The organism is Bradyrhizobium sp. WSM4872 (assembly GCF_055811715.1).
Map to the genome: position 1 here is coordinate 253,456 of NZ_JBVVPT010000004.1, position 21,609 is coordinate 275,064.

A 21,609-nucleotide genomic window follows, 5' to 3' on the forward strand; every position below is an offset into this window, starting at 1 on the left:
CCCATGCCTTAAGAACCGCCCCGTCCCGGGCGGTCGGTCCGCCAGCGGGAAAATCTCATTTTGCCTCATTCGCGCGTGCCGAAACGGTAGTGCCGAACACGGCCTTTCGAACGTTCAGGATTCTGCCATGAAGGTCCGTAACTCGCTGAAATCGCTGCGCGGTCGCCATCGCGCCAACCGCCTGGTCCGCCGCAAGGGCCGGGTCTATGTGATCAACAAGGTGCAGCGCCGCTTCAAGGCGCGTCAGGGCTGATTTCGCCCTGCCGGACGCCCGCGCGCGCCCCGCAAGACCACGGTCTCACACGAGTTTGACGCCGCCTTTGCTTTGCAAGGGCGGCTTTGCGCGTTTAGACTTCGACCATGGCAGTGAGATTCTCCGTCGCGCGCACCCTGTGTCTGGCCCTTGTGCTGGGAGCCGCCGGACTCGCTCCGGCGCTGGCACAGCAGATTGATCCGCCGACCCCGCCCGGCAAGCAGAAGAAACTTCCGGAAGCGCCGGCCAAGCTGCCCAAGGTCGATCGCACCAAGAATCTCGATTTCCTGTTCGGCGCGCTGAAAGCTGCGCCCGACGAGGCCAGCGCCAAGCATGTCGAGGCGCGGATCTGGGCGATCTGGATCCAGACCCCGAGCGACACCGCGGCGCTTTTGATGGCGCGGGCCAAGACCGCGGTCGACGCAAAGAAGATCGAGGTTGCGATCAAGCTGCTGGATTCAGTCGTCAAGCTCAGGCCCGACTACATCGAAGCCTGGAATCGTCGCGCCACGCTTTACTACATGCAGAACGATTATGGCCGCTCGCTCGCCGACATTCGCGAGGTGTTGATCCGCGAGCCCCGCCATTTCGGCGCGCTCGCAGGCCTCGGCATGATCATGCAGGAGGTCGGCGACGAAAAGCGCGCACTTGAGGCCTACCGCAAGGCGCTCGCCGTCAACCCGCACCTCGAGAAGATCCCCGATCAGGTCAAGGCGCTGACCGAGAAGGTCGAAGGCCGCGATATTTAGCGGACAAGTCGATCATTGCTCGAGCGAATGCGGCGCTAGCCGATTAACCACGATCACACGCGCCGCGTCACGAGGGGTGTGGGTGGCCCCGCCGCAGGCCTACCTTCATCGCGGGAGCACAGCCATGAAGCGTTTGATCTTTGCAGGTACATTGCTGCTCGCGTCGGGCACGGCGAGCCTCGCCGACGGACTGTTCTGGGTGGTCGGCAATCGCGCCACCGGAAAATGCAACATCGTGACCAGCAATCCCGTGATCATCGGCGACGTCTGGTTCGGTGACGGTCCTTACAAATCGAAGGCCGACGCCAAGCTCGCCCGTTCGACCATCCGCGCCTGTCCCGCACCCACGCCTGACGAGGAAAAGGACGAGGACAGCACGAACTAGGTCGACAGCAACCTAGTGCAAAACGCTGCCTTCGCGCTCGGCGAGGCCGCGATCGACTGCGGCGGCATAAGCCTTTGCAAGCTCCGTCTCGAGGTGCTCGTTGATCAGCAGCAGCGCGCGCACGGCACCGCGCAGGTCGCCGTGGCAGCTTGCCACGATCTCGTCGATCGCAGTGTCTTTGGATCTCAGGCTCATCGCAATTCTCCGGTTCAAATCAGGATAAATCCTGCCGGTCTTTCCCGCATCCCCGAGGGCTGCGAGCACGATCGGCGCCCACCCGCGTCTAAATGGCGGAACCGACCGTGGCGATTATAAGGAAGCTGCGATGACGAAGGCATGAAGCTGTTTCGAGGCTTGCGTGCTCCCGGGCCAGTATTGATTTCGTTGCGTTTTTCCCGCTTGAATTATGCACATATCCACAGCCCCGGCATTTCAAGTGGAGCGCGGGGGCTCCCCGGGCGAAACTGCCGCCCGCAAGCCACGTAACTGCCCTGTGCCCTGGATCGCCCGGATTCCATCCATGATCGTGATGTCAGTCGTGACCGCGCTGGTTGTGCTGGCGCTGGTCACGCAGGCCGGCGTCCTCGCCGTGCAACGCGCCTTTCCACCGCAGGGCCGGATGATCGAGGTCGATGGCGCCGTGCTTCACCTCGTCGATATCGGCCCGCGCGATTCGGGCCTGCCGATCGTGATGCTGCACGGCGCGAGCTCCAATCTCGAAGCGATGCGGCGGCCGCTCGGCGATCTCCTCGCCAGGAATCATCGCGTGATCCTGATCGACCGTCCCGGTCACGGCTGGAGCACGCGGGCGCGGCGGCAGGATTCGACCCCGGAGGTCCAGGTGCGGATGATCGATGAGGCGCTCGGCAAGCTCGGGATCGATCGCGCGGTCTTCGTGGTGCATTCCTGGAGCGGTGCGCTCGGCGCACGGCTGGCGCTCGATCATCCCGGCCGCGTCGCGGGCCTTGTGATGCTCGCGCCCGTCACCCATCCCTGGCGCGGCGGCGTCGGCCGCTACAACGAGGTCATCGCAACGCCCGTGATCGGCCCGCTGCTCGCCTACACCATAACCCTGCCGCTGGGCTACTTCCTGAGCGAGCCCGGCGCGCGCAACGTCTTCCTGCCGCAAATGATGCCAGACGGTTTCGTGCAGGACTCCGCGACGCCGCTGCTGCTGCGCCCGCGCGAGTTCATCGCCAATGCCTATGATCTGGTGACGCTGAAGGAAGCGGTCGCCGCGCAGGTTGCGCGCTACGGCGAGATATCGGCGCCGGTCACGATCATCGCCGGCGAACCCGACAAGACGGTAAAGACCGACATTCACGCGCGCCCGTTCGCCGCCACCGTGCAGAATGCGAAGCTGATCGTGCTGCCTGATCTCGGCCACATGGTGCAGAACGCGGTGCCCGATCTCGTGAAGGCGGAGATCGAGACGATGATCGGGAAAATCGTATCGGCGCAGGCGGTCGCCGATTAGAGCGTTTTCGAGCGAAGTGGCTGCCGGTTCGCGTGAAGAAAACGCGTCAAAACAAGAACCTGGAGCTTCGGTTCTGATTCAATGAACCGAAGCTCCGGCGACCGCCTCACACGCGCTTACTGCTTGACCTTCCCGTCCTTGTCGAACTGCGACACGTAGGCCCAGAGATTGTTGATCTCGTTCTCGTTCTTGATGCCGGCGAATGCCATCTTGGTGCCGGGGATCTTGGCCTTGGGGTCCTTGATGTATTCCTTGAACTGGGCCTCGTTCCAGGTGATGCCGGAATTCTTGTTGGCGTCGGAATAATTGTAGTCCGGCGCGGTGCCGGACTTGCGGCCGTCGAGGCCGTTGAGCTCGGGGCCGACCTTGTTCTTGGCGCCTTCGCCGATCGCGTGACAGGCCAGGCATTTGTTGAACGACGACTTGCCGGCCGCGACGTCCTGCGCCATCGCGGCGGGTGCTGTGGCAATCGCGGTGAGGATGGTCAATGCGCCAAAAATCAGTTTTGTCATCGGGTGCTCTTCGTCTCTTCCCTGGGGGCTGGTCAGTTGCTTGCCTGATCGGCAATGGTCGGACCTGCCGGTTTTGGCAGGCCTGCCCGGCTTGGACAAGCCGCCAAACCATGACAGGTTTCACGATTTCCTACTTGTCCCAGAGCGAACTCGCGCAAGATCGTCGATCCGACTTTCGGATGGCCTACCCAAACCACCGCGGACATGGTTGATTTGCCGCGACAATTCGATCCTGCGGCCTCAGCCGGAAGGATACGCCATGAAGGATGTGATATGGCCATCATGATGCCCGCGAGCGACCAGGCCGTGCTCGCGCGTCGCGCCGAGATCGTGGCTGCATTGCGCGCAATCGTGCCGGGCGAAGGCGTGATCGATACGCCTGCCGAGATGCGGGCCTATGAATCCGACGGACTGACGGCCTATCGGCAGCCGCCGATGGTCGTGGTGCTGCCCGACACGACCGAGCAGGTTTCGCTCGTCCTGAAATATTGTGCAGGGCAGGGCATCAAAGTGGTGCCGCGCGGCTCCGGCACCTCGTTGTCCGGCGGCGCGCTGCCGCTGGAAGACGGCGTGCTCCTGGGACTCGGCAAGTTCAAGCGCATCCGCGAGATCGATTTCGACAACCGCGCCGTCGTCACCGAACCCGGCGTCACCAACCTCGCGATCAGCCAGGCCGTCGCCCATGCCGGATTCTACTACGCGCCGGATCCGTCCTCGCAGATCGCCTGCTCGATCGGCGGCAATGTCGCGGAGAATTCCGGCGGCGTGCACTGCCTGAAATACGGCATGACCACCAACAACGTGCTCGGCTGCGAGATCGTGCTGATGAGCGGCGAGATCCTGCGCATCGGCGGAAAATCGGCGGAGAACTCAGGCTACGACCTGATGGGCGTCATCACCGGCTCGGAAGGCCTGCTCGGCGTCATCACCGAGATCACGGTGCGCATCCTGCAAAAGCCGGAGACGGCGCGCGCGCTGATGGTCGGATTCGCGCAAGTCGAGGCGGCCGGCGAATGCGTGGCGCGCATCATCGGCGCCGGCATCATTCCCGGCGGCATGGAGATGATGGACAAGCCCGCGATCCACGCCGCGGAGGCCTTCGTCCATGCCGGCTATCCGCTCGATGTCGAGGCGCTCCTCATCATCGAGCTCGACGGTCCCAAGATCGAGGTCGACGAGCTGATCACGCGGGTCGAGGCGATTGCGAACGCTTGCGGCTCGACCACCTGCCAGATCTCGACCTCGGAGGCCGAGCGCAATTTGTTCTGGGCGGGGCGCAAGGCTGCGTTCCCCGCCGTCGGCCGCATCTCGCCGGACTATCTCTGCATGGACGGCACCATCCCGCGCGGTGCGCTGCCGAAGGCGCTGGCGCGCATCCGCGAGCTCTCGGAAAAATACCAGCTCGGTTGCGCCAACGTGTTCCATGCCGGCGACGGCAATCTGCATCCGTTGATCCTCTACGACGCCAACAAGCCCGGCGAGATCGAGCGCGCCGAAGCCTTCGGCGCCGACATCCTGCGCGCCTGCGTCGAGTTCGGCGGCGTGCTCACCGGCGAGCACGGCGTCGGCATCGAGAAGCGCGATCTGATGCCGGAGATGTTCAGCGAGATCGACCTCAGCCAGCAGCAGCGCCTGAAATGCGCCTTCGACGCGCAGGGCCTGCTCAATCCCGGAAAGGTGTTTCCGACCCTGCACCGCTGCGCCGAGCTCGGCCGCATGCACGTCCATGCTGGGAAGCTGGCGTTTCCCGACATCCCGCGATTTTAACGTCGCCTCGCTGCAACGCGCCAGATTTGATTTTCGCTGCAAATTTCGCTACCGCCTCAGTCGTGGATACGCTCAAGGTACGAGACGCCAAAGACGTCGAAGAGGTGGTGCGCGCGGCGATTGCCAATGAGCAGCCGCTCGAGATCATCGGCCATGGCTCCAAGCGTAGCATCGGCCATGCGATGGCGACCAATGCCGTGCTCGACGTCTCCGCGCTGAATGCCATCACCGCCTACGAGCCCAACGAACTCATTGTCACGCTCCAGGCCGGCGCGCCGTTGGCCGACGTGCTGTCGCTGATCGATGCCAAAAACCAGCAATTCGCCTTCGAGCCGATGAACACCGCGCCGCTGCTCGGCACGCCGGTATCAGGCACCATCGGCGGCATGATCGCGGCTGGACTGGCCGGTCCGCGCCGGATCAAGTCGGGTGGGGCGCGCGACCATCTGCTCGGGGCGCATGCCGTCTCCGGTTTTGGCGACAGCTTCAAGACCGGCGGCAAGGTGGTGAAGAACGTCACCGGCTATGACCTCTGCAAGCTTCTCGCCGGTTCCTGGGGCACGCTGTCGGTCATGACCGAGGTCACGCTGAAGGTGATGCCGAAGCCCGAGGCCGAGCGGACGCTGTTGCTGCGCGGGCTCGACGATGCCGCCGCCAACCAGGCGATGACGGCGGCGCTCGGCTCGCCCTTCGACGTCTCCGGGGCCGCGCACCTGCCGACATCGGCGTTCCGGACCAGGATCGAAGGCCTCGGCGATATCGCAGGCCAAAGCGAGGCGCTGACCATGCTGCGGCTCGAGGGCATTACCGCCTCGGCCGCCCACCGTGCCGGCTCGCTGCGCGAATTGCTGGCGCCGTTCGGAACCGCAACTCTCGTCGAGGACACGGTGTCAGCGGCGCTGTGGACCACGATCCGCGACGTCCTGCCGTTCGCGGCTGACGGCGCGCTGGGGGCCTGGCCGGTCTGGCGGATCGTCTGTCCGCCGGCGTCGGGCGCGGCGCTCGGGACGCTGCTGGCGCGCGAGACCGGCGGCGAATTGATCTACGATTGGGGTGGTGGACTGATCTGGGCGGCGTTGCCCCCGAAGCCGGACGCGCATGGCCCGGCCGTGCGCGAACGTGCAAATGCGGCCGGCGGGCACGCTACGCTGATCCGGGCGGCCGAGGACATCAGGCGCACGATCGATGTATTCCACCCGCAAGCCCCTGGTCTTGCCGCCTTGAGCGAGCGGGTCCGCGCCAGCTTCGATCCGAAGACCATCCTCAACCGGGGCCGGCTGACGCGGGGCGCTTGCTGAATGAAGACCGAATTCTCACTCGCGCAGCTCGCCGATCCCGACATCGCGGAAGCCGACAAGATCCTGCGCGCCTGCGTCCATTGCGGCTTCTGCACCGCAACCTGTCCGACCTATGTGCTGCTTGGCGACGAGCTCGATAGCCCGCGCGGCCGCATCTATCTGATCAAGGAGATGCTGGAGAAGGATCAGACGCCGACCGCCGAAGTGGTCAAACATGTCGACCGCTGCCTGTCGTGCCTGGCCTGCATGACGACCTGCCCCTCGGGGGTGAATTACATGCATCTGGTCGATCAGGCCCGGGTCAGGATCGAGCAGCGTTACGAGCGGCCGCTGGTCGAGCGGCTGCTGCGCCGGGTGCTGGCCTTCGTCCTGCCGGACCCGCAGCGCTTCCGCGCCAGCATGGTGCTGGCACGGCTGGCCCGCCCGCTGGCGGCGTTGCTGCCGACGCCCCGGCCATCGGCGACGCCCGGCATGATCCTGCGCCTCAAGGCGATGCTGGCGCTGGCGCCGAGCCGGCTGCCGCCGCGGGGGCCCGCCGCCGGGAGTGTGTTCGCGGCTCTCGGCAAGAAGCGCGGCCGGGTCGCGCTGCTCCAGGGCTGCGCTCAGCAGGTTCTTGCGCCGCGCATCAACCAGGCCGCCATCAGTCTCCTCACGCGCCACGGCATCGAGGTCGTCCTTGTCAGGGACGAGCAGTGCTGCGGCGCGCTGACCCATCACCTCGGCAACGACCAGGACGCATTGGCGCGGGCTCGCGCCAATGTCGCGGCGTGGTGCGCGGAAGCGGCCGGCGAGGGGCTCGACGCGATCCTGGTGACGGCGTCAGGCTGCGGCACCGTGATCAAGGACTACGGCTATCTTTTGCGCGAGGACGCTGCGTTTGCCGCCGATGCGGCGAAGGTCTCTGCGCTCGCCAAGGACATCACTGAATACGTCGCCGGCCTTGGACTCGCGGCCACCGCGCGCCAGGACAACATCGTCGTCGCCTATCACTCTGCGTGTTCGTTGCAGCACGGGCAGAAAATCACGGGCCTTCCGAAAGAATTGCTTTCCAATAATGGATTCGTGGTGAAAGATGTGCCGGAGAGCCATTTGTGTTGCGGTTCGGCGGGGACTTACAACATTCTCCAGCCCGAGCTTGCGGGCCGGTTGCGCGATCGCAAGGTCGCCAACATCGCGAGCGTCAAGCCGGACATGATTGCCGCAGGCAATATCGGCTGCATGGTGCAGATTGCCAGTGGCACGTCAGTTCCGGTCGTACACACGATTGAGCTTCTCGATTGGGCTACGGGCGGGTCGCGGCCGGCGTTGAACGCGCAAGACTGAGCTTTCGAAGACTGAGCTTTCGAGGGCTGAGCTTTCGTCCGGAGGTGGCGGCTGACGACACCCGATCGACCATTGTTCGGCGGCAACAGGAGGACCACGATGGCGAAAGCGAAGAAGAAAAAAAGCAAGAAGGCTAAAAAGGCCAAGAAGGCGGTAGCGGCGAAGAAGACCGCAAAGAAGGCAGCCAAGAAGTCCGCGAAGAAGTCTGCCAAGAAGGCTACAAAGAAATCTGCGAAGAAGGCCGCGCCGAAGAAGGCGGCCAAGAAGGCCGCTAAGCAGGCTGCGCCCAAAAAGGCCGCCAAGAAGACTGCGAAGAAAGCGGCGCCGAAGAAGGCGAAGGCAGCTCCCGCGCCGAAGCCGTCAACGCCGGCAGCTCCGGCTCCTGAGCCCGCCGCCGAGACAAGCTGGGCGATGCCTTCGTCTTCTGCGGACTCGACGCCGGCCGAGGGACAGGGTTAGGCCCAAGGTCGGGCCAAGGGCTGGACCCCCATCCGACGACCACGATCGACAACAGGAAGGCCGCAGCGGTGATGCTGCGGCCTTTTTGCATCGCGCGACGGCGCGCGGAGGATGGTCTTGTCCGGAGGCAGCCTGATTCGTGGCGCGGGCAGCACGGTACCGCAGGACCCGTACTAACCCGGGCCTCCCAGTGCACTTTGGAATGCAAATAATGTGTTCGAGAAGACACACAGGCTGACAACCTTCCGTGGAATCGTCAGAACGCCCAAAAAGTCGGCAGATGCCCGTGTTTTTTGCTTCACGGTTTGCCTCACCCCATCCAGATTGCCGCAGTTACGAAATTTGCAATCAGGTCGTGCGTTCCGGGGGGCTTCCGGGATCCGGCTGGGGTCTTAGAACTGGTGATGGGGATCGAAATGAAAAAAGTGGCTTTGTTGGCAACGGCGCTGGCAATGGTGACGGGCTCGGCTTTCGCGGCAGACATGGCGGTGAAGGCTAAGAAAGCCCCGCCGGTGGTTGCGTTTGATCCCTGGGATATCGCCTTCGGCGGCGCCATCATGAACGATTACATCTTCCGCGGTATCACCCAGTCGAACCACAAGGCGTCAGTCGCAGCCTATTTTGAGCCGCGCTACAACGTCACCAAGGACCTGCAGCTGTACGCCGGTGTGGCCGGAGAGAGCATCTCCTTTCCCAATCGTGCGGCCGCTGAGATTGACATTTACGGCGGTATTCGTCCGACCTTCGGTGCCTTCGCTTTCGACGTTGGTGTTTGGGGTTATCTGTATCCGGGCGGCACCTGCTACTATGGCGGCGGCGCTGTCACCGACACCGCAGGAAACGCGCTGAACGCTGAGTGTATCGCCAATACACTGACCAACTTCAACGTCGCGAAGAGGGATGCGAGCTTCTACGAGGTCTATGGCAAGGTGACCTACACCGTGAACGACAGCTTCTCGTTCGGCCTCAACGAATTCTATTCGCCGAATTTCCTCAATACCGGCGCTTGGGGCAACTACCTGTCGATCACCGGCAAGTGGATCGCGCCGAGCACGACATTTGGTTCGAGCGGCGTCGGAATGTACGTTTCGGGTGAGTTCGGCCGCCAGTGGTTCGGAACTTCGGATTCCTTCTATGGCGTGGCTCAGCTTGCTGGCTTCCCGAACTACACGGCAGGCATTCCCGAGCCCAGCTATAACACCTGGAACATCGGCATCGGATTCACCTATAAAGTGATGACGCTGGATCTGCGTTACTCCGACACCGACCTGAGCAAGGGTGATTGCAACGCTTTCACCAGCGCGTTCAATGCCACCGGCACCACTAGCGTTACCCCGATCAATCCGGGCGGTGCTAGCTCCAATTGGTGCGGCGCGGCCGGCATTGCCAAGCTGTCCTTCGACCTGACCGCGATGAGCAACCTGAAGTAAGCTTCTTCCCGAAGCGACTTGATGAGGGCGGCAGGGCAACCTGCCGCCCTTATGCTTTGGGACTTTGGCGCACAGGCCGGGGGCCCGCATGGTTCGAGACGCCCGCCTCCGGCGGGCTCCTGCTCCTCACCAGGAGGGCTCACAGATTTCACCGCGAGGACAGACCTCATCCTGAGGGCCCGTCAAAGGCGGGCGTCTCGAAGGAGGGCCGCAACGAAGGGCCATTAGCCTCAGGGCTTGGTCGAGCGTTCTCAGCGTGCCGCGCTCGGCTCCTTCTCGACCGGCACACCACCGTCGCCGAGGACGTGGATCGAGCCGTGCTTCACCATCGTCACCTTGCGGGTATGGAAGGCTTCCAGCGTCGAGCGGTGGCCGATCGAGACGAGGGTGGCCTGTGGCAGCTTCTCCGCCAGCAGCCGGTACAGGCGGGCCTCGGACGGCTCGTCCAGCGAGGCCGTGGCCTCGTCCAGGAACAGATAGTCCGGCGCATGCAGCAGCGCGCGGGCGAGCCCCAGGCGCTGCTGCTCGCCGAGCGACAGCATCCGGTTCCAATGACCGTCCTCCTCGAGCCGCTCGGCGAGGTCGGGCAGCCCGACCGCGATCAGCGCATCCCTGACACGTGAGGTTTCGAACGCGCCCGGCGCGGCCGGATAGACCACCGCGTCGCGCAGCACGCCCACCGGGAAATAGGGGCGCTGGGGCAGCATCATCAGCTTCGCTTTTTCCGGGACGAAGATGCTGCCGGTGCCGAACGGCCAGATGCCGGCGATGGCCCGGAACAGCGTCGACTTCCCGGAGCCCGACGGTCCGGTCACCAGCACGCGCTCGGGCGTCTGGACGGAGAAGGCGTCGGCTGCGACCAGCGGCGTGCCGCTCGGCAGGTTCACGCAGAGCTGTTCGAGGGCGATATTGCGATTGCCGCCGGCGGCCTTGAGGGCAATCGCAGGCTCGTGCGGCGGCAGGTGCGCGGCCGCATCAACCGACATCTCGAAGCCGTCGAGGCGCGCGACGATCGAGCGCCATTCCGCCAGCGATCGGTACGCCGTGACGAAGAACGACAATGCGCCCTGTACGCTCGAGAAGGCCGAGGCGGTCTGCATCATGTCGCCAAGCTGGATCTTCTTGGCGAAGAAGGCCGGCGCCACCAGCACGTAGGGAAAGATCACGGCGGCCTGCTGATAGCTCGCGGTGAACGCGGTGAGGCGCTTGGTACGGCTCATGATGGCGTACCAATTGCCGATCACGAAGCCGAAGCGCTCCAGCAGCCGGCCGCGCTCGGCGCCTTCGCCCTTGAGCAGCGCGATCTGCTCGGAATTCTCGCGGACGCGGACGAGGTTGAAGCGGAAGTCGGCCTCGAAGCGCTGCTGCTCGAAATTGAGGTTGACCAGCGGGGCGCCGATCCAGTGCGTCAGCGCTGTACCGAAGATCGCGTAGACCAGCGCGCCCCAGCACAGATAGCCGGGGATCATGAGATCGGCGCCGAACAGGTGCAGCGGCGCGGCGTTGGAGAGGCCCCAGAGGATGATTACGAAGGAGAACAGCGTCACGATCGACGAGAGCAGGCCGAGCCCGATAGTCAGGGTCTGCTCGACGAAATTCTTGACGTCCTCGGTGATGCGCTGGTCCGGGTTGTCCGCCGCATCGCCCTTGAGCTGCATGCGGTAATGGGTGGCGCCTTGCAGCCATTCGCCGAGGTAGTGCCGGGTCAGCCATTGCCGCCAGCGGATCTGGAGCCACTGGTTCAGGTACAGCTTATAGACCGCCAGCGCGATGAAGGCGGAGGCGAGGCCGATGAAGATCCAGATCTCCCTGACGAAACTATCCCAATCACTTGCCTGCAGCGAGCTGTAGAACCGGTTCTGCCATTGATTGACCAGGACGTCGATCGCGACCAGTGCCAGCTCCATCGCGATGACAGCGGCGAGCAGGCCGCGGCCAGCCCATTTGTCCTCGGACCGGAAATACGGGGCGGCGATTCGCCAGACGATCGCGAGCGTGGCGCTGATGTTCTTCACAGAGCTCTGTCTCCTGAGGGGATGTGCACAACTGCCAAGGGCCAAAGACCTGGGACGACGGCGGAAATCGGCGCGCTTAGACTAAAGTCGCAAGTGCTGCAATTTGCGTTGGCTTGTCGCAGCTTGCAACCCTAGCATGGGGCGCATCGGCGCGGGGTGGGGGCCTCCGGGATTTCGCGAGCTTGTGAGCGGACGGGAACCGCTGCATTCGCGAGGAATTCGCGTCCAGCTCGGGGGTTATCGCTTCAGCGTCAAGCAGGATCGGCTGTCCACGCGGGCCGCCTGCAGCACACATGCGTGGGGGAGGAAGATCATGTGGAATCAAGTTTATGACCCGTTGCACAGCCCTGTGCTGTCGACGATCGCGGCGGCGGTCCCTGTCGTCACATTGCTGGTCCTGATCGCGAGCGGCCGCGTCCGGGCTCATATCGCGGCGGTCATCGCCGTGATCGTGGCCAATTTGATCACGATCTTCGTCTTTACCATGCCGGCGAACATGTCGATCCGCGCCTCGGTGCTGGGCATCGTCACCGGGTTCTTCCCGATCGGCTGGATTGTTCTCAACGTCATCTTTCTCTACCAGGTGACGGTGAGCACCGGACGCTTCGAATTGCTCAAGCGCGCGGTCGGCGGCGTCACTGAGGACCGGCGGCTGCAATTGCTGCTGATCGCGTTCTCGTTCGGTGCGTTCTTCGAGGGCGCCTCGGGCTTCGGCACGCCGGTCGCGATCACGGGCGCCGTCCTGATCGGCCTCGGCTTCTCGCCGCTTGCAGCAAGCGGCCTGTCGCTGATCGCCAACACCGCGCCGGTCGCCTATGGGGCGCTGGGCACGCCGATCCAGGGCCTTGCCTCGGTCACCGGGCTTGATCCCTACATCCTCGGCGCGATGGTCGGCCGGCAATTGCCGTTCTTCTCGCTGATCGTGCCGTTCTGGGTGGTGTGGGCGTTCGCGGGCTGGAAGGGCATGAAGGACGTCTGGCCGGCAATCCTGGTCACCGGCGTGTCGTTCGCGGTCCCGCAATTCTTAATCTCGAACTTCATCAATCCCTGGATCGTCGACATCGGGGCCTCGCTGATCTCGATGGGCGCGCTGATCCTGTTCCTGAAGGTCTGGCAGCCCAGGCAGCTCTGGCTGTCCCCGGCGCTGCGCGGGCGCGATGAATCGGCCGCCACCATGGCCGCGGCAAAACCGATGGACAAGACGCCGCTGACGCAGAGCGAGCTGTTCAGCGCGCTGCTGCCGTGGATCATCGTTTGTATCGTGATGCTGATCTGGGGCAATGGTGGATTCAAGACCTGGGCGAACTCGATCTTCACCTGGAGCTATCCCGTTCCCGAGCTGCATCAGATGATCAACAAGATGCCGCCGGTCGCGCCAGGGCCGACGAAAGAGAGCGCCGTGTTCGGCTTCACCTATCTCTCGTTCACCGGCACAGGCATGCTGATTGCCGCGATCATCTCCGGCTTCCTGATGGGCGTCGGGCCCGGCAAGCTCGTGATCCAGTACGGCCGCACCATGCGGCTGTGCGCAATCTCGCTGATCACGATCTCGGCGATGCTCGCGATCGGCACGCTGACGCGGCTCTCTGGCGTCGACGCGACGCTCGGCCTCGCCTTCGCCGCAACCGGCGTGCTCTATCCCTTCTTCGGCACGCTGCTCGGCTGGTTGGGCGTGGCGCTGACGGGATCGGACACCGCCTCCAACGTGCTGTTCGGAAATCTTCAGAAGATCACCTCCGAGCAACTCGGCCTGTCGCCGATCCTGATGGGTGCGGCCAACTCGTCCGGCGGCGTGATGGGCAAGATGATCGACGCGCAGTCCATCGTGGTCGCCTCGACCGCGACCAACTGGTACGGCCATGAGGGCACGATCCTGCGCTTCGTGTTCTGGCACTCGATCGTGCTGGCCTGCCTCGTCGGTGTGCTCGTGACGCTGCAGGCCTATGTCTATCCGTTCACGGCGATGGTGCTGAAGTAGCAGGCCACGCCCGGCTTCAACCCAAATCCCCGCGAGGTTGGTCCTCGCGGGGATTTTTGCGTGGCGCATGGGCGAACCTTCTCAACGGCGCCACCGTCTTATAGAAGGTGCCGCAAGTCAGGTCGGTCGAGAGGTCTCATGGTTTCGTTCAGGCAGATGATGTGTGCGGCGGTTGCAATGCTCGCGATGTCCACGCTCGCGCGTGCGGAGGACGGTTTTCCGTTCGGCACCGAGATGACGCTGGAGGCGCTGCCGCAGCCGGGCTCGAAACGGATCCCGAACATCGAGATCGGCGACAATGGCGAGGTGGTGCTGGAGCTCTGGTGCAAGGGCGGCAAGGGCCAGTTCTCGGTCGCCGGCAACACCGTGATCTTCGTCCCCGGCCAGATCCAGGACCGCTCCTGTCCGCCGGCAAGGGCCCAGGCCGACGACGATCTCGTTGCAGCGCTGGGCAGCGTCGAGACCTGGAAGCGCCAGGGCGACGTGCTGACGCTCGTCGGCCCCAAGCCGCTGCGCTTCCGCGTCAACGGGAATTAGGTCTCGCTCTCGTGTCCCGGACGTGCTGCAGCGTGCAACGCTGCTGCGCAGAGCCGGGACCCCGGTATCTGTCGTCGATTTCGTGCGCGGCTTCTGGGCCCCGGCTCAGCAGCGCATCAATGACGTGCTGCGCTGCGTCCGGGGCACGAGGGTCTACTTCCACACCGACTTGTCGGCGTCCCAGCGCTGGCCTTTCAGCTCCTTGGCGAGCGCCTCGACCGAACCGTTGTCGTCGGGCTGATCGCCTTCCTCGTCGGCGGTCGCTTCGTCCGAGAGATTGAGCTTGGCACCGCTGCTCTCGTCGGTGGTCGTGGTCACGGGATTCCCGACCCAGAGCATGAGCTTGTCGGTCGTGCCGGGCTTGTCGGGCGAGACGAGGCCCGCGACCTCGATCGTGTCGGTGAGCTCGAGCGCGGGAAAGTCCTGGTTCGGCCGCTTGAACACCAGCTTGAGCTTGCCGGTCGCCGGGTTGAAGCTTTGCGAGACCGGCTTTGCCGCCAGCGTCCTGCTCAGCACGCCAGCCACCGCGGCCGCGAGCTTGTCGCGGTTGATCTTGTCGCCGTCGCGCCAGTCGGCGGCGGGAATGCGGATGGTGCGGTCCATCTCCGTCATGCCCGCGGTCCAGCCCGCGGCGGTGACGCCGGGCATCGCCTTGAATTTTGCCAGCAGCGCGCCGGCGCGCTCCGGATCGACCGACATGTTGATGGTCTGCTCGCCCGCGCGCAGCGCGTCGCAGCCGACGGTGAGGCTCGCCAGCGTCACCTCGACGTCCTGGCCCTTCAGGCTCTTCAGGAACTCGGTCGCGGCATCCAGCTTGACCTTGACCGCGATCGCTTCCGGCGAGACGTCGGTGAAATCCTTCGGCTGCGGCGTGATGCCGTCGTCGGAGGTCTGGTTGTCGAGGAATTCCTTCTCGCTGAGATCGGAATTGTCGGGCGAGGTGACCTCGGTCACGGCCTGGCCAATGCTGATCTGGCCGCGGAATTCGAACGTGTCTCCGGCCTGTTTGCGCAGCAGCTTGACGGTGACCGGCGCCTTCGCGCCGAGGCTCTGCGTCGTACCCGTCAGGTTCTGGCCCGCGACCTGGAGATTGACGACGAAGCGGTCCTTGCGGTCGGAATTCTTCGCGACGGGATAACAGACGTCGAGCACGGCTGCGGTGACGGTCTTGCCCTGGCGTGTCTCCTTCAGGATCACGTCGGCATTACCGTCCATCAACCCGTCGATCGAGGTGAAATAGCGCGTCTCGACGCCGCCGGGCGCCGTGGCCTTCGGCGCCAGCTTCATCTGGGCGGATGCGACCTCAGGCGAAACTGCAAGCAGAGCCGCCAGAACGGCCGTGGAGCAAAACACAAGCGCGCGCATCTAGGAAATCCCTGAGGCAATGGGGCATGATCCGGAAAAGTGTGAAGCGGTTTTCCGTTGAGATCAGGCCCAAACAATTCGAATCGGGCGTCACCGTAGTGGGTTTTGGCCGCCGGTTGAATTGGAAAGCACGGGGCATGATCGCCAAAAAAGAAGGCCGCCCGGAGGCGGCCTTCGCAACACTGTGGGCTAGGGATCGGCCTTAGAAGCCGCCCATGCCGCCACCGGCCGGCATGCCGGGCGCGGCGTCCTTCTTCGGCGACTCGGCGACCATGGCCTCGGTGGTCACCAGCAGGCCGGCGATCGAGGCGGCGTCCTGGAGCGCGGTGCGCACCACCTTGGCGGGGTCGATGATGCCCTTCTCGACCATGTCGACATACTCCTCGGTCTGGGCGTCGAAGCCGAAGGTCTCGGACTTGTTCTCCAGGATCTTGCCGACGACGATCGAGCCTTCCACGCCCGCGTTCTCGGAGATCTGGCGAATCGGGGCTTCCAGCGCCTTCAGCACGATGTTGATGCCGGCCTGGACGTCGGCATTGGCGTTGGTGAGACGGCCGACCGCCTTCTTGGCGCGGAGCAGCGCGACCCCGCCGCCGGGGACGATGCCTTCCTGCACCGCGGCGCGGGTGGCGTTGAGCGCGTCCTCGACGCGGTCCTTCTTCTCCTTGACCTCGATCTCGGTGGCGCCGCCGACGCGGATCACCGCGACGCCGCCTGCGAGCTTGGCGAGGCGCTCCTGGAGCTTCTCACGGTCGTAATCCGAGGTGGTCTCCTCGATCTGGGCCTTGATCTGGCCGACGCGGGCCTCGATCTCCGGCTTCTTGCCGGCGCCCTTGACGATCGTGGTGTTCTCCTTGTCGATCACCACCTTGCCCGCGCGTCCAAGCATCTTCACCGTGACGTTCTCGAGCTTCATGCCGAGGTCTTCGGAGATCAGCTGGCCGCCGGTGAGGATCGCGAGGTCCTCGAGCATGGCCTTGCGGCGGTCGCCGAAGCCCGGCGCCTTGACGGCGGCGACCTTCAGGCCGCCACGGAGGCGGTTGACGACCAGGGTGGCCAGTGCCTCGCCCTCGACGTCCTCGGCGATGATGACGAGCGGCTTGCCCGACTGCACCACGGCTTCAAGCACCGGGAGCATGGCCTGCAGGCCGGACAGCTTCTTCTCGTGCAAGAGGATGTAGGCGTCCTCGAGCTCGGCGGTCATCTTCTCGGGGTTGGTGACGAAGTAGGGGCTGAGATAGCCGCGGTCGAACTTCATGCCCTCGACGATGTCCACCTCGGTGTCGAGCGACTTGTTCTCCTCGACGGTGATGACGCCCTCGTTGCCGACCTTCTGCATCGCCTGCGCGATCATCTTTCCGATGGCGGCATCGCCGTTGGCCGAGATGGTGCCGACCTGGGCGACCTCGGAGGAGGCGGCGACCGGCTTGGCGCGCTTCTCGATGTCCTTGACGACGGCCGCGACCGCGATGTCGATGCCGCGCTTGAGGTCCATCGGGTTCATGCCGGCGGCAACCGACTTGGCGCCTTCGCGTACGATGGACTGGGCCAGCACGGTCGCGGTGGTGGTGCCGTCGCCTGCGAGATCGTTGGTCTTGGAGGCGACCTCACGCACCATCTGGGCGCCCATGTTCTCGAACTTGTCCTCGAGCTCGATCTCCTTGGCGACGGTGACGCCGTCCTTGGTGATGCGGGGCGCGCCGAACGACTTCTCGATGAGCACGTTGCGGCCCTTGGGGCCGAGCGTCACCTTGACGGCGTTGGCGAGAATATCGACGCCGCGCAGCATGCGATCGCGCGCGTCTCCGGAAAATTTGACGTCTTTGGCAGCCATGGTCTGCAATTCCTCTTCTTTTTTCGTGATGTGTCTTGCTTATTGGGTTGCCTCATTCCGGGGTCCGCGATCGAACCCGGCGGAATGATGCATGCCCGGATCGAATGACCCGGGCATGCATTCAGCGGCCGTTCAGGCGTCTGGCCTTAGGCCATCACACCCATGATGTCCGACTCCTTCATGATCAGGAGCTCATCGTTGTCGATCTTGACCTCGGTGCCCGACCACTTGCCAAACAGCACACGGTCGCCGACCTTGAGGTCGATCGGGATCAGCTTGCCGGCCTCGTCGCGGCCACCGGGGCCGACGGCGACCACTTCGCCCTGGGACGGCTTTTCCTTGGCTGTGTCCGGAATGATGATGCCGCCCTTGGTCTTTGACTCGGCGTCGATACGTTTGACCACGACACGGTCATGCAGCGGACGAAATTTGGATTTAGTCATGACGTTTCCCTTTGGAGGCTCGCTTCGGAAGGAGAGGAAGTGGGCGGGCGGCGCTTCCGTCCACCCTTCCCGAGGATCGATCGGCGCGCGTTAGCAATCCATCTTTCAGAGTGCTAATGGTGCGTCCGGGAATATGGCTTGGCCGCGATCCTGTCAAGCAAAGGTGGTTAAGCGATTGGTGAGACGGATATAGGATGGTGACATTGGAAACTTGTTCGGGGCGCCGGCGTATTAAAGGACGTCATTGCTCCGGCAGCGGTTTTGCGCTTGGCTGCGGAAGGGGTGCGGCCATGGTTTTGTCCGGGGGAATGCCATGATCAGTTCAGCTCACGCGCGCACGGTCGCCAATCTGGCGGCGGCTTCTTGCCTGGCGCTGCTGCTTGGCGCCTGCGGGGGCGGCATGAGCCTGCCGTCCTTTTCTTCGTCCTCACCGCCCCCCGAGGCCGAGCCCGGCACCGGTCCGGAAATGCCCGCGTCGATCCGCGCCGACGAGATCGTCGGGCGCTGGGGCCTCGCCTCGTTCCAGAACCCGGCCGACCGCGCCCGTACCGAGGCTGCCGCCCGGGCCCAATGCAAAAATCCTTACGTGATCACCGCCGGCTCCTCCGGCGGCGTGATCATGCATCTGGCGGACCAGGCAACACCGCAGGAGCTGCGGCTGAAGGGTTCGCCCAGCGGCAAGAACTATATCGGGCCGGCGGGTCCGACGCCCGGCGAGCAGGACCGCGAGATCGTCTCCTTCGACGGCCGCGTCCTCATCACCCGCTTCATCGATAAGGACGCCGCCACCCGCTACGGCAACATGGTCTACGTCCGCTGCGCGCCGAGGGCGTAGGCGGCCCGCTCTCCCAAAGACGTCCAAAAACAGAAAACGCCGGCTTGCGCCGGCGTTTTTGTTATTCAGGGTGCCGCGTCCGCTCAGTCGAACAGCGCGTCGATGTCGTCCTGCGAGGCGTGGCCGACGTCGCCGGCGAGCTTCGGGCCGTTGAGAAGCTTGTCGTCATCGCTGCGGGTGTCGACCTGCGGCACGACATGAGACTTGATCGCGTCGACGCCGCCCCAGATCTCCATCATGGAATTGATGTGCTGCTCGATGAACTTCATCGTGCTCATGACCTTGCTGATGCGCTGGCCGGTCAGGTCCTGGAAGTTGCAGGCTTCGAAGATCGAGATGACGCGTTCCTGGATATCGTCGGCGAGCCGCTTCTGCTGATCGGCCGATTGCACCTTGGCCATCGCGCTAGCCGCCTGGTCGATCGACTCGGCAGCTTCGAGGATCTGCTGGGTCGCCTGTTCGGTGCCGCCGACGACCGCGCCGAGCTCGCCATTGACCTTGGCCATTTCGCCGCCGTCGAAGCTCTTGCCGTGCAGTGTCGCGATCTCGCGCTTGGTACGGTCGATGGCGTCGTGGATGAGGTCGAGCTCGACCTTCAGCTTCTCGCACTGCTCGATCTGCGCCCGGTAAGTGTCGAGCATGGTACGGGCTTCGGAGAGCTCGTGGGCGGTGGAGGCGTCGATCGCGGCCATGGCGGCGCTGCCGGACAAGGGCGCGGTGCCCTTCGCCATCTGTGCACGGATCGCACGCAACTCGGCCATGATCTCGCTATGCATCGGCGCAGCCTCCTCAATCATTTCGGGGCTGGGCATCTCGCCGACAATAGCCTCCTCGACACGAAAACGTTTGCGGTGAATAGCCATCAAGAACTCCCCCCACCTCACTCACGCGTCTTTGTAGACAGAAGCGATTTAACACGAAGTTCACAGCCGGAACTGTCGTGGCGGTTGTGCGCGACGGCCTGCAAACGAGCGATTAACCATGCGTGCACGGCGTTCATCGAAAATAAACGCTGATCGCCAAATTGCGCCGCCGCCGACGACGTGGTGAATCGAAATGGCGTTTCCGTTTACCAAACAAAACGGCTTTTGCTCTTTATTGACCACGTCGCGGGTGCGGATCAGCCATCACCTCGCCACGACGCATGTGATCTAGACGAAACAGTACAGAGTACGTCGATGTTCAAGAAAATGTCTGTCGCGCTGCTTGGTAGCGCTTGCACCTTCATTGCCGGCGCCAACGGCGCCAGCGCCTTCGACAATAGCGTGCCGAACGATCCGCCCGCGGTGCTCTATCAGCCGCAAGTGCCGCCTGCGCCGGTTCGCGTCGCCTCCAATTCGAACATGGGCGGCGGCTTCATCGAGTTCATGTTCGGCGACGGGCCAGGTCGCGGTCCGGCCTACGCTCCGCAGCAGCCGGTGTATCAGCAGCAGCCTGGTTACTACGACCAGCGTCGCCTGCCGCCGATGGGCGAGCCGCAGATGCAGGGCGCAGGTCTCCAGCAGGAGGCGGTCGATCCGCGGCAGCGCCAGTTCGACCCGAGATTCGAGAAACAACTCGTTGACTATAGCGGCAATGAAAGCGCCGGCACGATCGTGGTCGATACGCCGAACAAGTTCCTCTATCTCGTCGAGGGCAACGGTCGGGCAATGCGCTACGGCATCGGCGTCGGCCGTCCCGGCTTCACCTGGTCCGGCGTGAAGTCGATCACGGCCAAGCGCGAATGGCCGGCCTGGACGCCGCCGGCGGAAATGATCGCGCGCCGCCCCGACCTGCCCCGGCACATGGAAGGCGGCCCGGAAAATCCGCTCGGCGCGCGCGCGATGTATCTCGGTTCGACGCTCTACCGTATCCATGGCTCGAACGAGCCCTGGACCATCGGCACCAACGTCTCCTCGGGCTGCATCCGCATGCGCAACGAAGACGTCATCGACCTCTATGGCCGCGTCAACGTCGGCACCAAGGTCGTCGTGATGTAGGCGCATAGTGCTCGGAACCAAAAACGGCCGCCTCATCGGCGGCCGTTCTCGTTTGGAGCAAGAAGGATAAGAAGCGTCAGGCGTAATCGCTGCCGCCATCGTCTCCGCCGCCGAAATCGCTGTCGTCGGCGAGGTCGACATTGTCGTCATTGTCGTTCTGATCGTTGTAATTCTGGTCGTCGTTCGAAGCGTGGTCGGCGAAGCCCTGCCGGGATGCATCGCCACGATCGCGGTTCGAGCCGATGTCGTCGAGGCCGGCATCGCGTGCGAGCGAGCCGCCGGACTGATCGTTGCCGCTCCAGGGACTTCCACCAGCGCTGCGGTCGCCCAGGGCATTGGTGTCGCCGAAGGCCTGCTGATGCGATCCGCCCATCATGCCGCGGATGCTGGAGAGCAGCAGCGACCCGCCGACGACGCCGGCCGCGGCTGCCGCCGCCGTGCCGAGGAACGAACCGCCGCCACCGCCGACCGGCGGCGCGCCATAGCCTTGCCCCGGTCCTTGGCCGTAAGCCTGCCCATAGGGCGGCTGGCCGTAACCTGGCTGGGTCTGCTGCATCGCCTGACCGCTGTTCCACACCGGCCGCGAGTCACGCGGCGGCACGTTCGGAACCGAGCCGCGCGACGGACCCCCGCCGAATAGCGTGTCGCGCATGGTGTCCAGGAAACCGCCGGACTGCGCCTGCTCGGGCGCCTGCGCCGCCTCCAGCTCCTGGATGCGGTTGCGAGCGCGCTTCAGCGCCTCGTCCTGCAACAGCACGGTCTGCACCAGCGCATAGATCGCGCCGGGGGCCTTGCGCAGGCCGTCGGAGATCGCGGCGATCGCGTCGGGATCGCGCGGTGCATTTTCCAATTTCGAAAGCCGGTCGAAAAGCTCGTCGACGAGTTGGCGTTCCTGCGGCGTCATGGTCAGTCTCCCTCGCGCAAACAAGCGCGAGGCAGATGTAGGGTTCCATTGTGGCCCCAACAGTGC

General features: G+C 64.3%; 21 protein-coding genes. 13 read left to right on the top strand and 8 right to left on the bottom strand.

What is annotated here, in order from left to right:
• Window positions 1–127: 127 nt before the first annotated feature.
• The 3 genes from ykgO to AC0L3C_RS08695 all read left to right on the top strand — a co-directional run bounded on the left by ykgO (window position 128) and on the right by AC0L3C_RS08695 (window position 1,387).
• Entirely contained in the window at window positions 128–253 is a 126-nt protein-coding gene (gene ykgO / locus AC0L3C_RS08685) for a type B 50S ribosomal protein L36 (protein WP_006611362.1), read from the top strand.
• Window positions 254–360: 107 nt separating this feature from the next.
• Window positions 361–1,002, top strand: coding sequence for a tetratricopeptide repeat protein (locus tag AC0L3C_RS08690; protein WP_473265738.1), 642 nt, complete (start codon window positions 361–363; stop codon window positions 1,000–1,002).
• A 124-nt stretch (window positions 1,003–1,126) separates the two neighbouring features.
• The gene (locus tag AC0L3C_RS08695; RefSeq protein WP_007596971.1) at window positions 1,127–1,387 is read left to right on the top strand and encodes a hypothetical protein; all 261 of its coding nucleotides are present in this window, start codon (window positions 1,127–1,129) and stop codon (window positions 1,385–1,387) included.
• Between the two features lie 12 nt (window positions 1,388–1,399).
• Here the strand turns inward: AC0L3C_RS08695 and AC0L3C_RS08700 are convergent, their stop codons facing one another.
• Window positions 1,400–1,582 carry a hypothetical protein gene (locus tag AC0L3C_RS08700; protein WP_007596968.1) on the bottom strand — a complete coding sequence of 61 codons (183 nt, stop codon included), beginning with the start codon at window positions 1,580–1,582 and terminating at the stop codon, window positions 1,400–1,402.
• Between the two features lie 325 nt (window positions 1,583–1,907).
• Here AC0L3C_RS08700 and AC0L3C_RS08705 point away from each other — a divergent pair, with 325 nt between their 5' ends.
• Complete coding sequence (locus AC0L3C_RS08705) at window positions 1,908–2,864, top strand: alpha/beta fold hydrolase (RefSeq protein WP_473265740.1); 957 nt, start codon at window positions 1,908–1,910, stop codon at window positions 2,862–2,864.
• 116 nt (window positions 2,865–2,980) lie between these two features.
• Here AC0L3C_RS08705 and cycA read toward each other — a convergent pair whose 3' ends face one another.
• The gene (cycA, locus tag AC0L3C_RS08710) at window positions 2,981–3,376 is read right to left on the bottom strand and encodes a cytochrome c-550 CycA (protein WP_473407674.1); all 396 of its coding nucleotides are present in this window, start codon (window positions 3,374–3,376) and stop codon (window positions 2,981–2,983) included.
• A gap of 273 nt (window positions 3,377–3,649) precedes the next feature.
• Here cycA and AC0L3C_RS08715 point away from each other — a divergent pair, with 273 nt between their 5' ends.
• The 5 genes from AC0L3C_RS08715 to AC0L3C_RS08735 all read left to right on the top strand — a co-directional run bounded on the left by AC0L3C_RS08715 (window position 3,650) and on the right by AC0L3C_RS08735 (window position 9,653).
• Window positions 3,650–5,143 (top strand): FAD-linked oxidase C-terminal domain-containing protein, encoded by a 1,494-nt coding sequence (locus tag AC0L3C_RS08715; RefSeq protein ID WP_473407675.1) that lies wholly within the window; start codon window positions 3,650–3,652, stop codon window positions 5,141–5,143.
• A gap of 62 nt (window positions 5,144–5,205) precedes the next feature.
• Entirely contained in the window at window positions 5,206–6,441 is a 1,236-nt protein-coding gene (locus tag AC0L3C_RS08720) for an FAD-binding protein (protein ID WP_473407676.1), read from the top strand.
• Window positions 6,442–7,764: a glycolate oxidase subunit GlcF gene (gene glcF / locus AC0L3C_RS08725; RefSeq protein ID WP_473407677.1), complete on the top strand. Its 1,323-nt coding sequence runs from the start codon at window positions 6,442–6,444 to the stop codon at window positions 7,762–7,764. It begins immediately after the preceding gene.
• Between the two features lie 99 nt (window positions 7,765–7,863).
• Window positions 7,864–8,223 carry a histone gene (locus tag AC0L3C_RS08730; RefSeq protein ID WP_473265745.1) on the top strand — a complete coding sequence of 120 codons (360 nt, stop codon included), beginning with the start codon at window positions 7,864–7,866 and terminating at the stop codon, window positions 8,221–8,223.
• A 416-nt stretch (window positions 8,224–8,639) separates the two neighbouring features.
• Entirely contained in the window at window positions 8,640–9,653 is a 1,014-nt protein-coding gene (locus AC0L3C_RS08735; RefSeq protein ID WP_473407721.1) for a TorF family putative porin, read from the top strand.
• Between the two features lie 251 nt (window positions 9,654–9,904).
• Here the strand turns inward: AC0L3C_RS08735 and AC0L3C_RS08740 are convergent, their stop codons facing one another.
• Window positions 9,905–11,668 (bottom strand): ABC transporter ATP-binding protein/permease, encoded by a 1,764-nt coding sequence (locus tag AC0L3C_RS08740; protein ID WP_473278644.1) that lies wholly within the window; start codon window positions 11,666–11,668, stop codon window positions 9,905–9,907.
• A 313-nt stretch (window positions 11,669–11,981) separates the two neighbouring features.
• Here AC0L3C_RS08740 and AC0L3C_RS08745 point away from each other — a divergent pair, with 313 nt between their 5' ends.
• Together AC0L3C_RS08745 and AC0L3C_RS08750 are read left to right on the top strand one after the other, a co-directional pair.
• The gene (locus tag AC0L3C_RS08745) at window positions 11,982–13,646 is read left to right on the top strand and encodes an L-lactate permease (protein WP_473407678.1); all 1,665 of its coding nucleotides are present in this window, start codon (window positions 11,982–11,984) and stop codon (window positions 13,644–13,646) included.
• A gap of 138 nt (window positions 13,647–13,784) precedes the next feature.
• The gene (locus AC0L3C_RS08750; protein ID WP_473407679.1) at window positions 13,785–14,183 is read left to right on the top strand and encodes an META domain-containing protein; all 399 of its coding nucleotides are present in this window, start codon (window positions 13,785–13,787) and stop codon (window positions 14,181–14,183) included.
• Between the two features lie 153 nt (window positions 14,184–14,336).
• Here the strand turns inward: AC0L3C_RS08750 and AC0L3C_RS08755 are convergent, their stop codons facing one another.
• The 3 genes from AC0L3C_RS08755 to AC0L3C_RS08765 form a co-directional block, all read right to left on the bottom strand.
• The gene (locus AC0L3C_RS08755) at window positions 14,337–15,548 is read right to left on the bottom strand and encodes a hypothetical protein (protein ID WP_473278642.1); all 1,212 of its coding nucleotides are present in this window, start codon (window positions 15,546–15,548) and stop codon (window positions 14,337–14,339) included.
• Window positions 15,549–15,750: 202 nt separating this feature from the next.
• Window positions 15,751–17,382 carry a chaperonin GroEL gene (groL, locus tag AC0L3C_RS08760; RefSeq protein WP_027520435.1) on the bottom strand — a complete coding sequence of 544 codons (1,632 nt, stop codon included), beginning with the start codon at window positions 17,380–17,382 and terminating at the stop codon, window positions 15,751–15,753.
• A 146-nt stretch (window positions 17,383–17,528) separates the two neighbouring features.
• A complete protein-coding gene (locus AC0L3C_RS08765; protein ID WP_007596954.1) occupies window positions 17,529–17,825 on the bottom strand; it encodes a co-chaperone GroES in 297 nt (98 codons plus the stop codon).
• Window positions 17,826–18,138: 313 nt separating this feature from the next.
• Between AC0L3C_RS08765 and AC0L3C_RS08770 the strand changes: the two genes are divergently transcribed.
• Window positions 18,139–18,660, top strand: coding sequence for a hypothetical protein (locus AC0L3C_RS08770; RefSeq protein WP_007596953.1), 522 nt, complete (start codon window positions 18,139–18,141; stop codon window positions 18,658–18,660).
• A gap of 83 nt (window positions 18,661–18,743) precedes the next feature.
• On the opposite strand, the gene AC0L3C_RS08775 is transcribed toward AC0L3C_RS08770, so the two are convergent.
• Window positions 18,744–19,523 carry a protein phosphatase CheZ gene (locus AC0L3C_RS08775; RefSeq protein ID WP_007614982.1) on the bottom strand — a complete coding sequence of 260 codons (780 nt, stop codon included), beginning with the start codon at window positions 19,521–19,523 and terminating at the stop codon, window positions 18,744–18,746.
• 315 nt (window positions 19,524–19,838) lie between these two features.
• Here AC0L3C_RS08775 and AC0L3C_RS08780 point away from each other — a divergent pair, with 315 nt between their 5' ends.
• On the top strand, window positions 19,839–20,639 hold the full coding sequence (locus tag AC0L3C_RS08780; RefSeq protein ID WP_473265750.1) for a L,D-transpeptidase: 801 nt from the start codon (window positions 19,839–19,841) through the stop codon (window positions 20,637–20,639).
• A gap of 76 nt (window positions 20,640–20,715) precedes the next feature.
• Here the strand turns inward: AC0L3C_RS08780 and AC0L3C_RS08785 are convergent, their stop codons facing one another.
• Window positions 20,716–21,543 (bottom strand): DUF2076 domain-containing protein, encoded by an 828-nt coding sequence (locus AC0L3C_RS08785; RefSeq protein WP_473407680.1) that lies wholly within the window; start codon window positions 21,541–21,543, stop codon window positions 20,716–20,718.
• Between the last annotated feature and the right edge of the window lie 66 nt (window positions 21,544–21,609).

Coding starts and splice junctions, on each gene's coding strand:
- cycA (WP_473407674.1), bottom strand. CDS start 3,376: ATGACAAAACTGATTTTTGGCGCATTGACCATCCTCACCGCGATTGCC.
- AC0L3C_RS08785 (WP_473407680.1), bottom strand. CDS start 21,543: ATGACGCCGCAGGAACGCCAACTCGTCGACGAGCTTTTCGACCGGCTT.
- AC0L3C_RS08770 (WP_007596953.1), top strand. CDS start 18,139: ATGATCAGTTCAGCTCACGCGCGCACGGTCGCCAATCTGGCGGCGGCT.
- AC0L3C_RS08705 (WP_473265740.1), top strand. CDS start 1,908: ATGATCGTGATGTCAGTCGTGACCGCGCTGGTTGTGCTGGCGCTGGTC.
- AC0L3C_RS08780 (WP_473265750.1), top strand. CDS start 19,839: ATGTTCAAGAAAATGTCTGTCGCGCTGCTTGGTAGCGCTTGCACCTTC.
- AC0L3C_RS08730 (WP_473265745.1), top strand. CDS start 7,864: ATGGCGAAAGCGAAGAAGAAAAAAAGCAAGAAGGCTAAAAAGGCCAAG.
- AC0L3C_RS08690 (WP_473265738.1), top strand. CDS start 361: ATGGCAGTGAGATTCTCCGTCGCGCGCACCCTGTGTCTGGCCCTTGTG.
- AC0L3C_RS08765 (WP_007596954.1), bottom strand. CDS start 17,825: ATGACTAAATCCAAATTTCGTCCGCTGCATGACCGTGTCGTGGTCAAA.
- AC0L3C_RS08750 (WP_473407679.1), top strand. CDS start 13,785: ATGGTTTCGTTCAGGCAGATGATGTGTGCGGCGGTTGCAATGCTCGCG.
- ykgO (WP_006611362.1), top strand. CDS start 128: ATGAAGGTCCGTAACTCGCTGAAATCGCTGCGCGGTCGCCATCGCGCC.
- AC0L3C_RS08745 (WP_473407678.1), top strand. CDS start 11,982: ATGTGGAATCAAGTTTATGACCCGTTGCACAGCCCTGTGCTGTCGACG.
- AC0L3C_RS08755 (WP_473278642.1), bottom strand. CDS start 15,548: ATGCGCGCGCTTGTGTTTTGCTCCACGGCCGTTCTGGCGGCTCTGCTT.
- AC0L3C_RS08715 (WP_473407675.1), top strand. CDS start 3,650: ATGGCCATCATGATGCCCGCGAGCGACCAGGCCGTGCTCGCGCGTCGC.
- AC0L3C_RS08700 (WP_007596968.1), bottom strand. CDS start 1,582: ATGAGCCTGAGATCCAAAGACACTGCGATCGACGAGATCGTGGCAAGC.
- AC0L3C_RS08735 (WP_473407721.1), top strand. CDS start 8,640: ATGAAAAAAGTGGCTTTGTTGGCAACGGCGCTGGCAATGGTGACGGGC.
- AC0L3C_RS08775 (WP_007614982.1), bottom strand. CDS start 19,523: ATGGCTATTCACCGCAAACGTTTTCGTGTCGAGGAGGCTATTGTCGGC.
- glcF (WP_473407677.1), top strand. CDS start 6,442: ATGAAGACCGAATTCTCACTCGCGCAGCTCGCCGATCCCGACATCGCG.
- groL (WP_027520435.1), bottom strand. CDS start 17,382: ATGGCTGCCAAAGACGTCAAATTTTCCGGAGACGCGCGCGATCGCATG.
- AC0L3C_RS08695 (WP_007596971.1), top strand. CDS start 1,127: ATGAAGCGTTTGATCTTTGCAGGTACATTGCTGCTCGCGTCGGGCACG.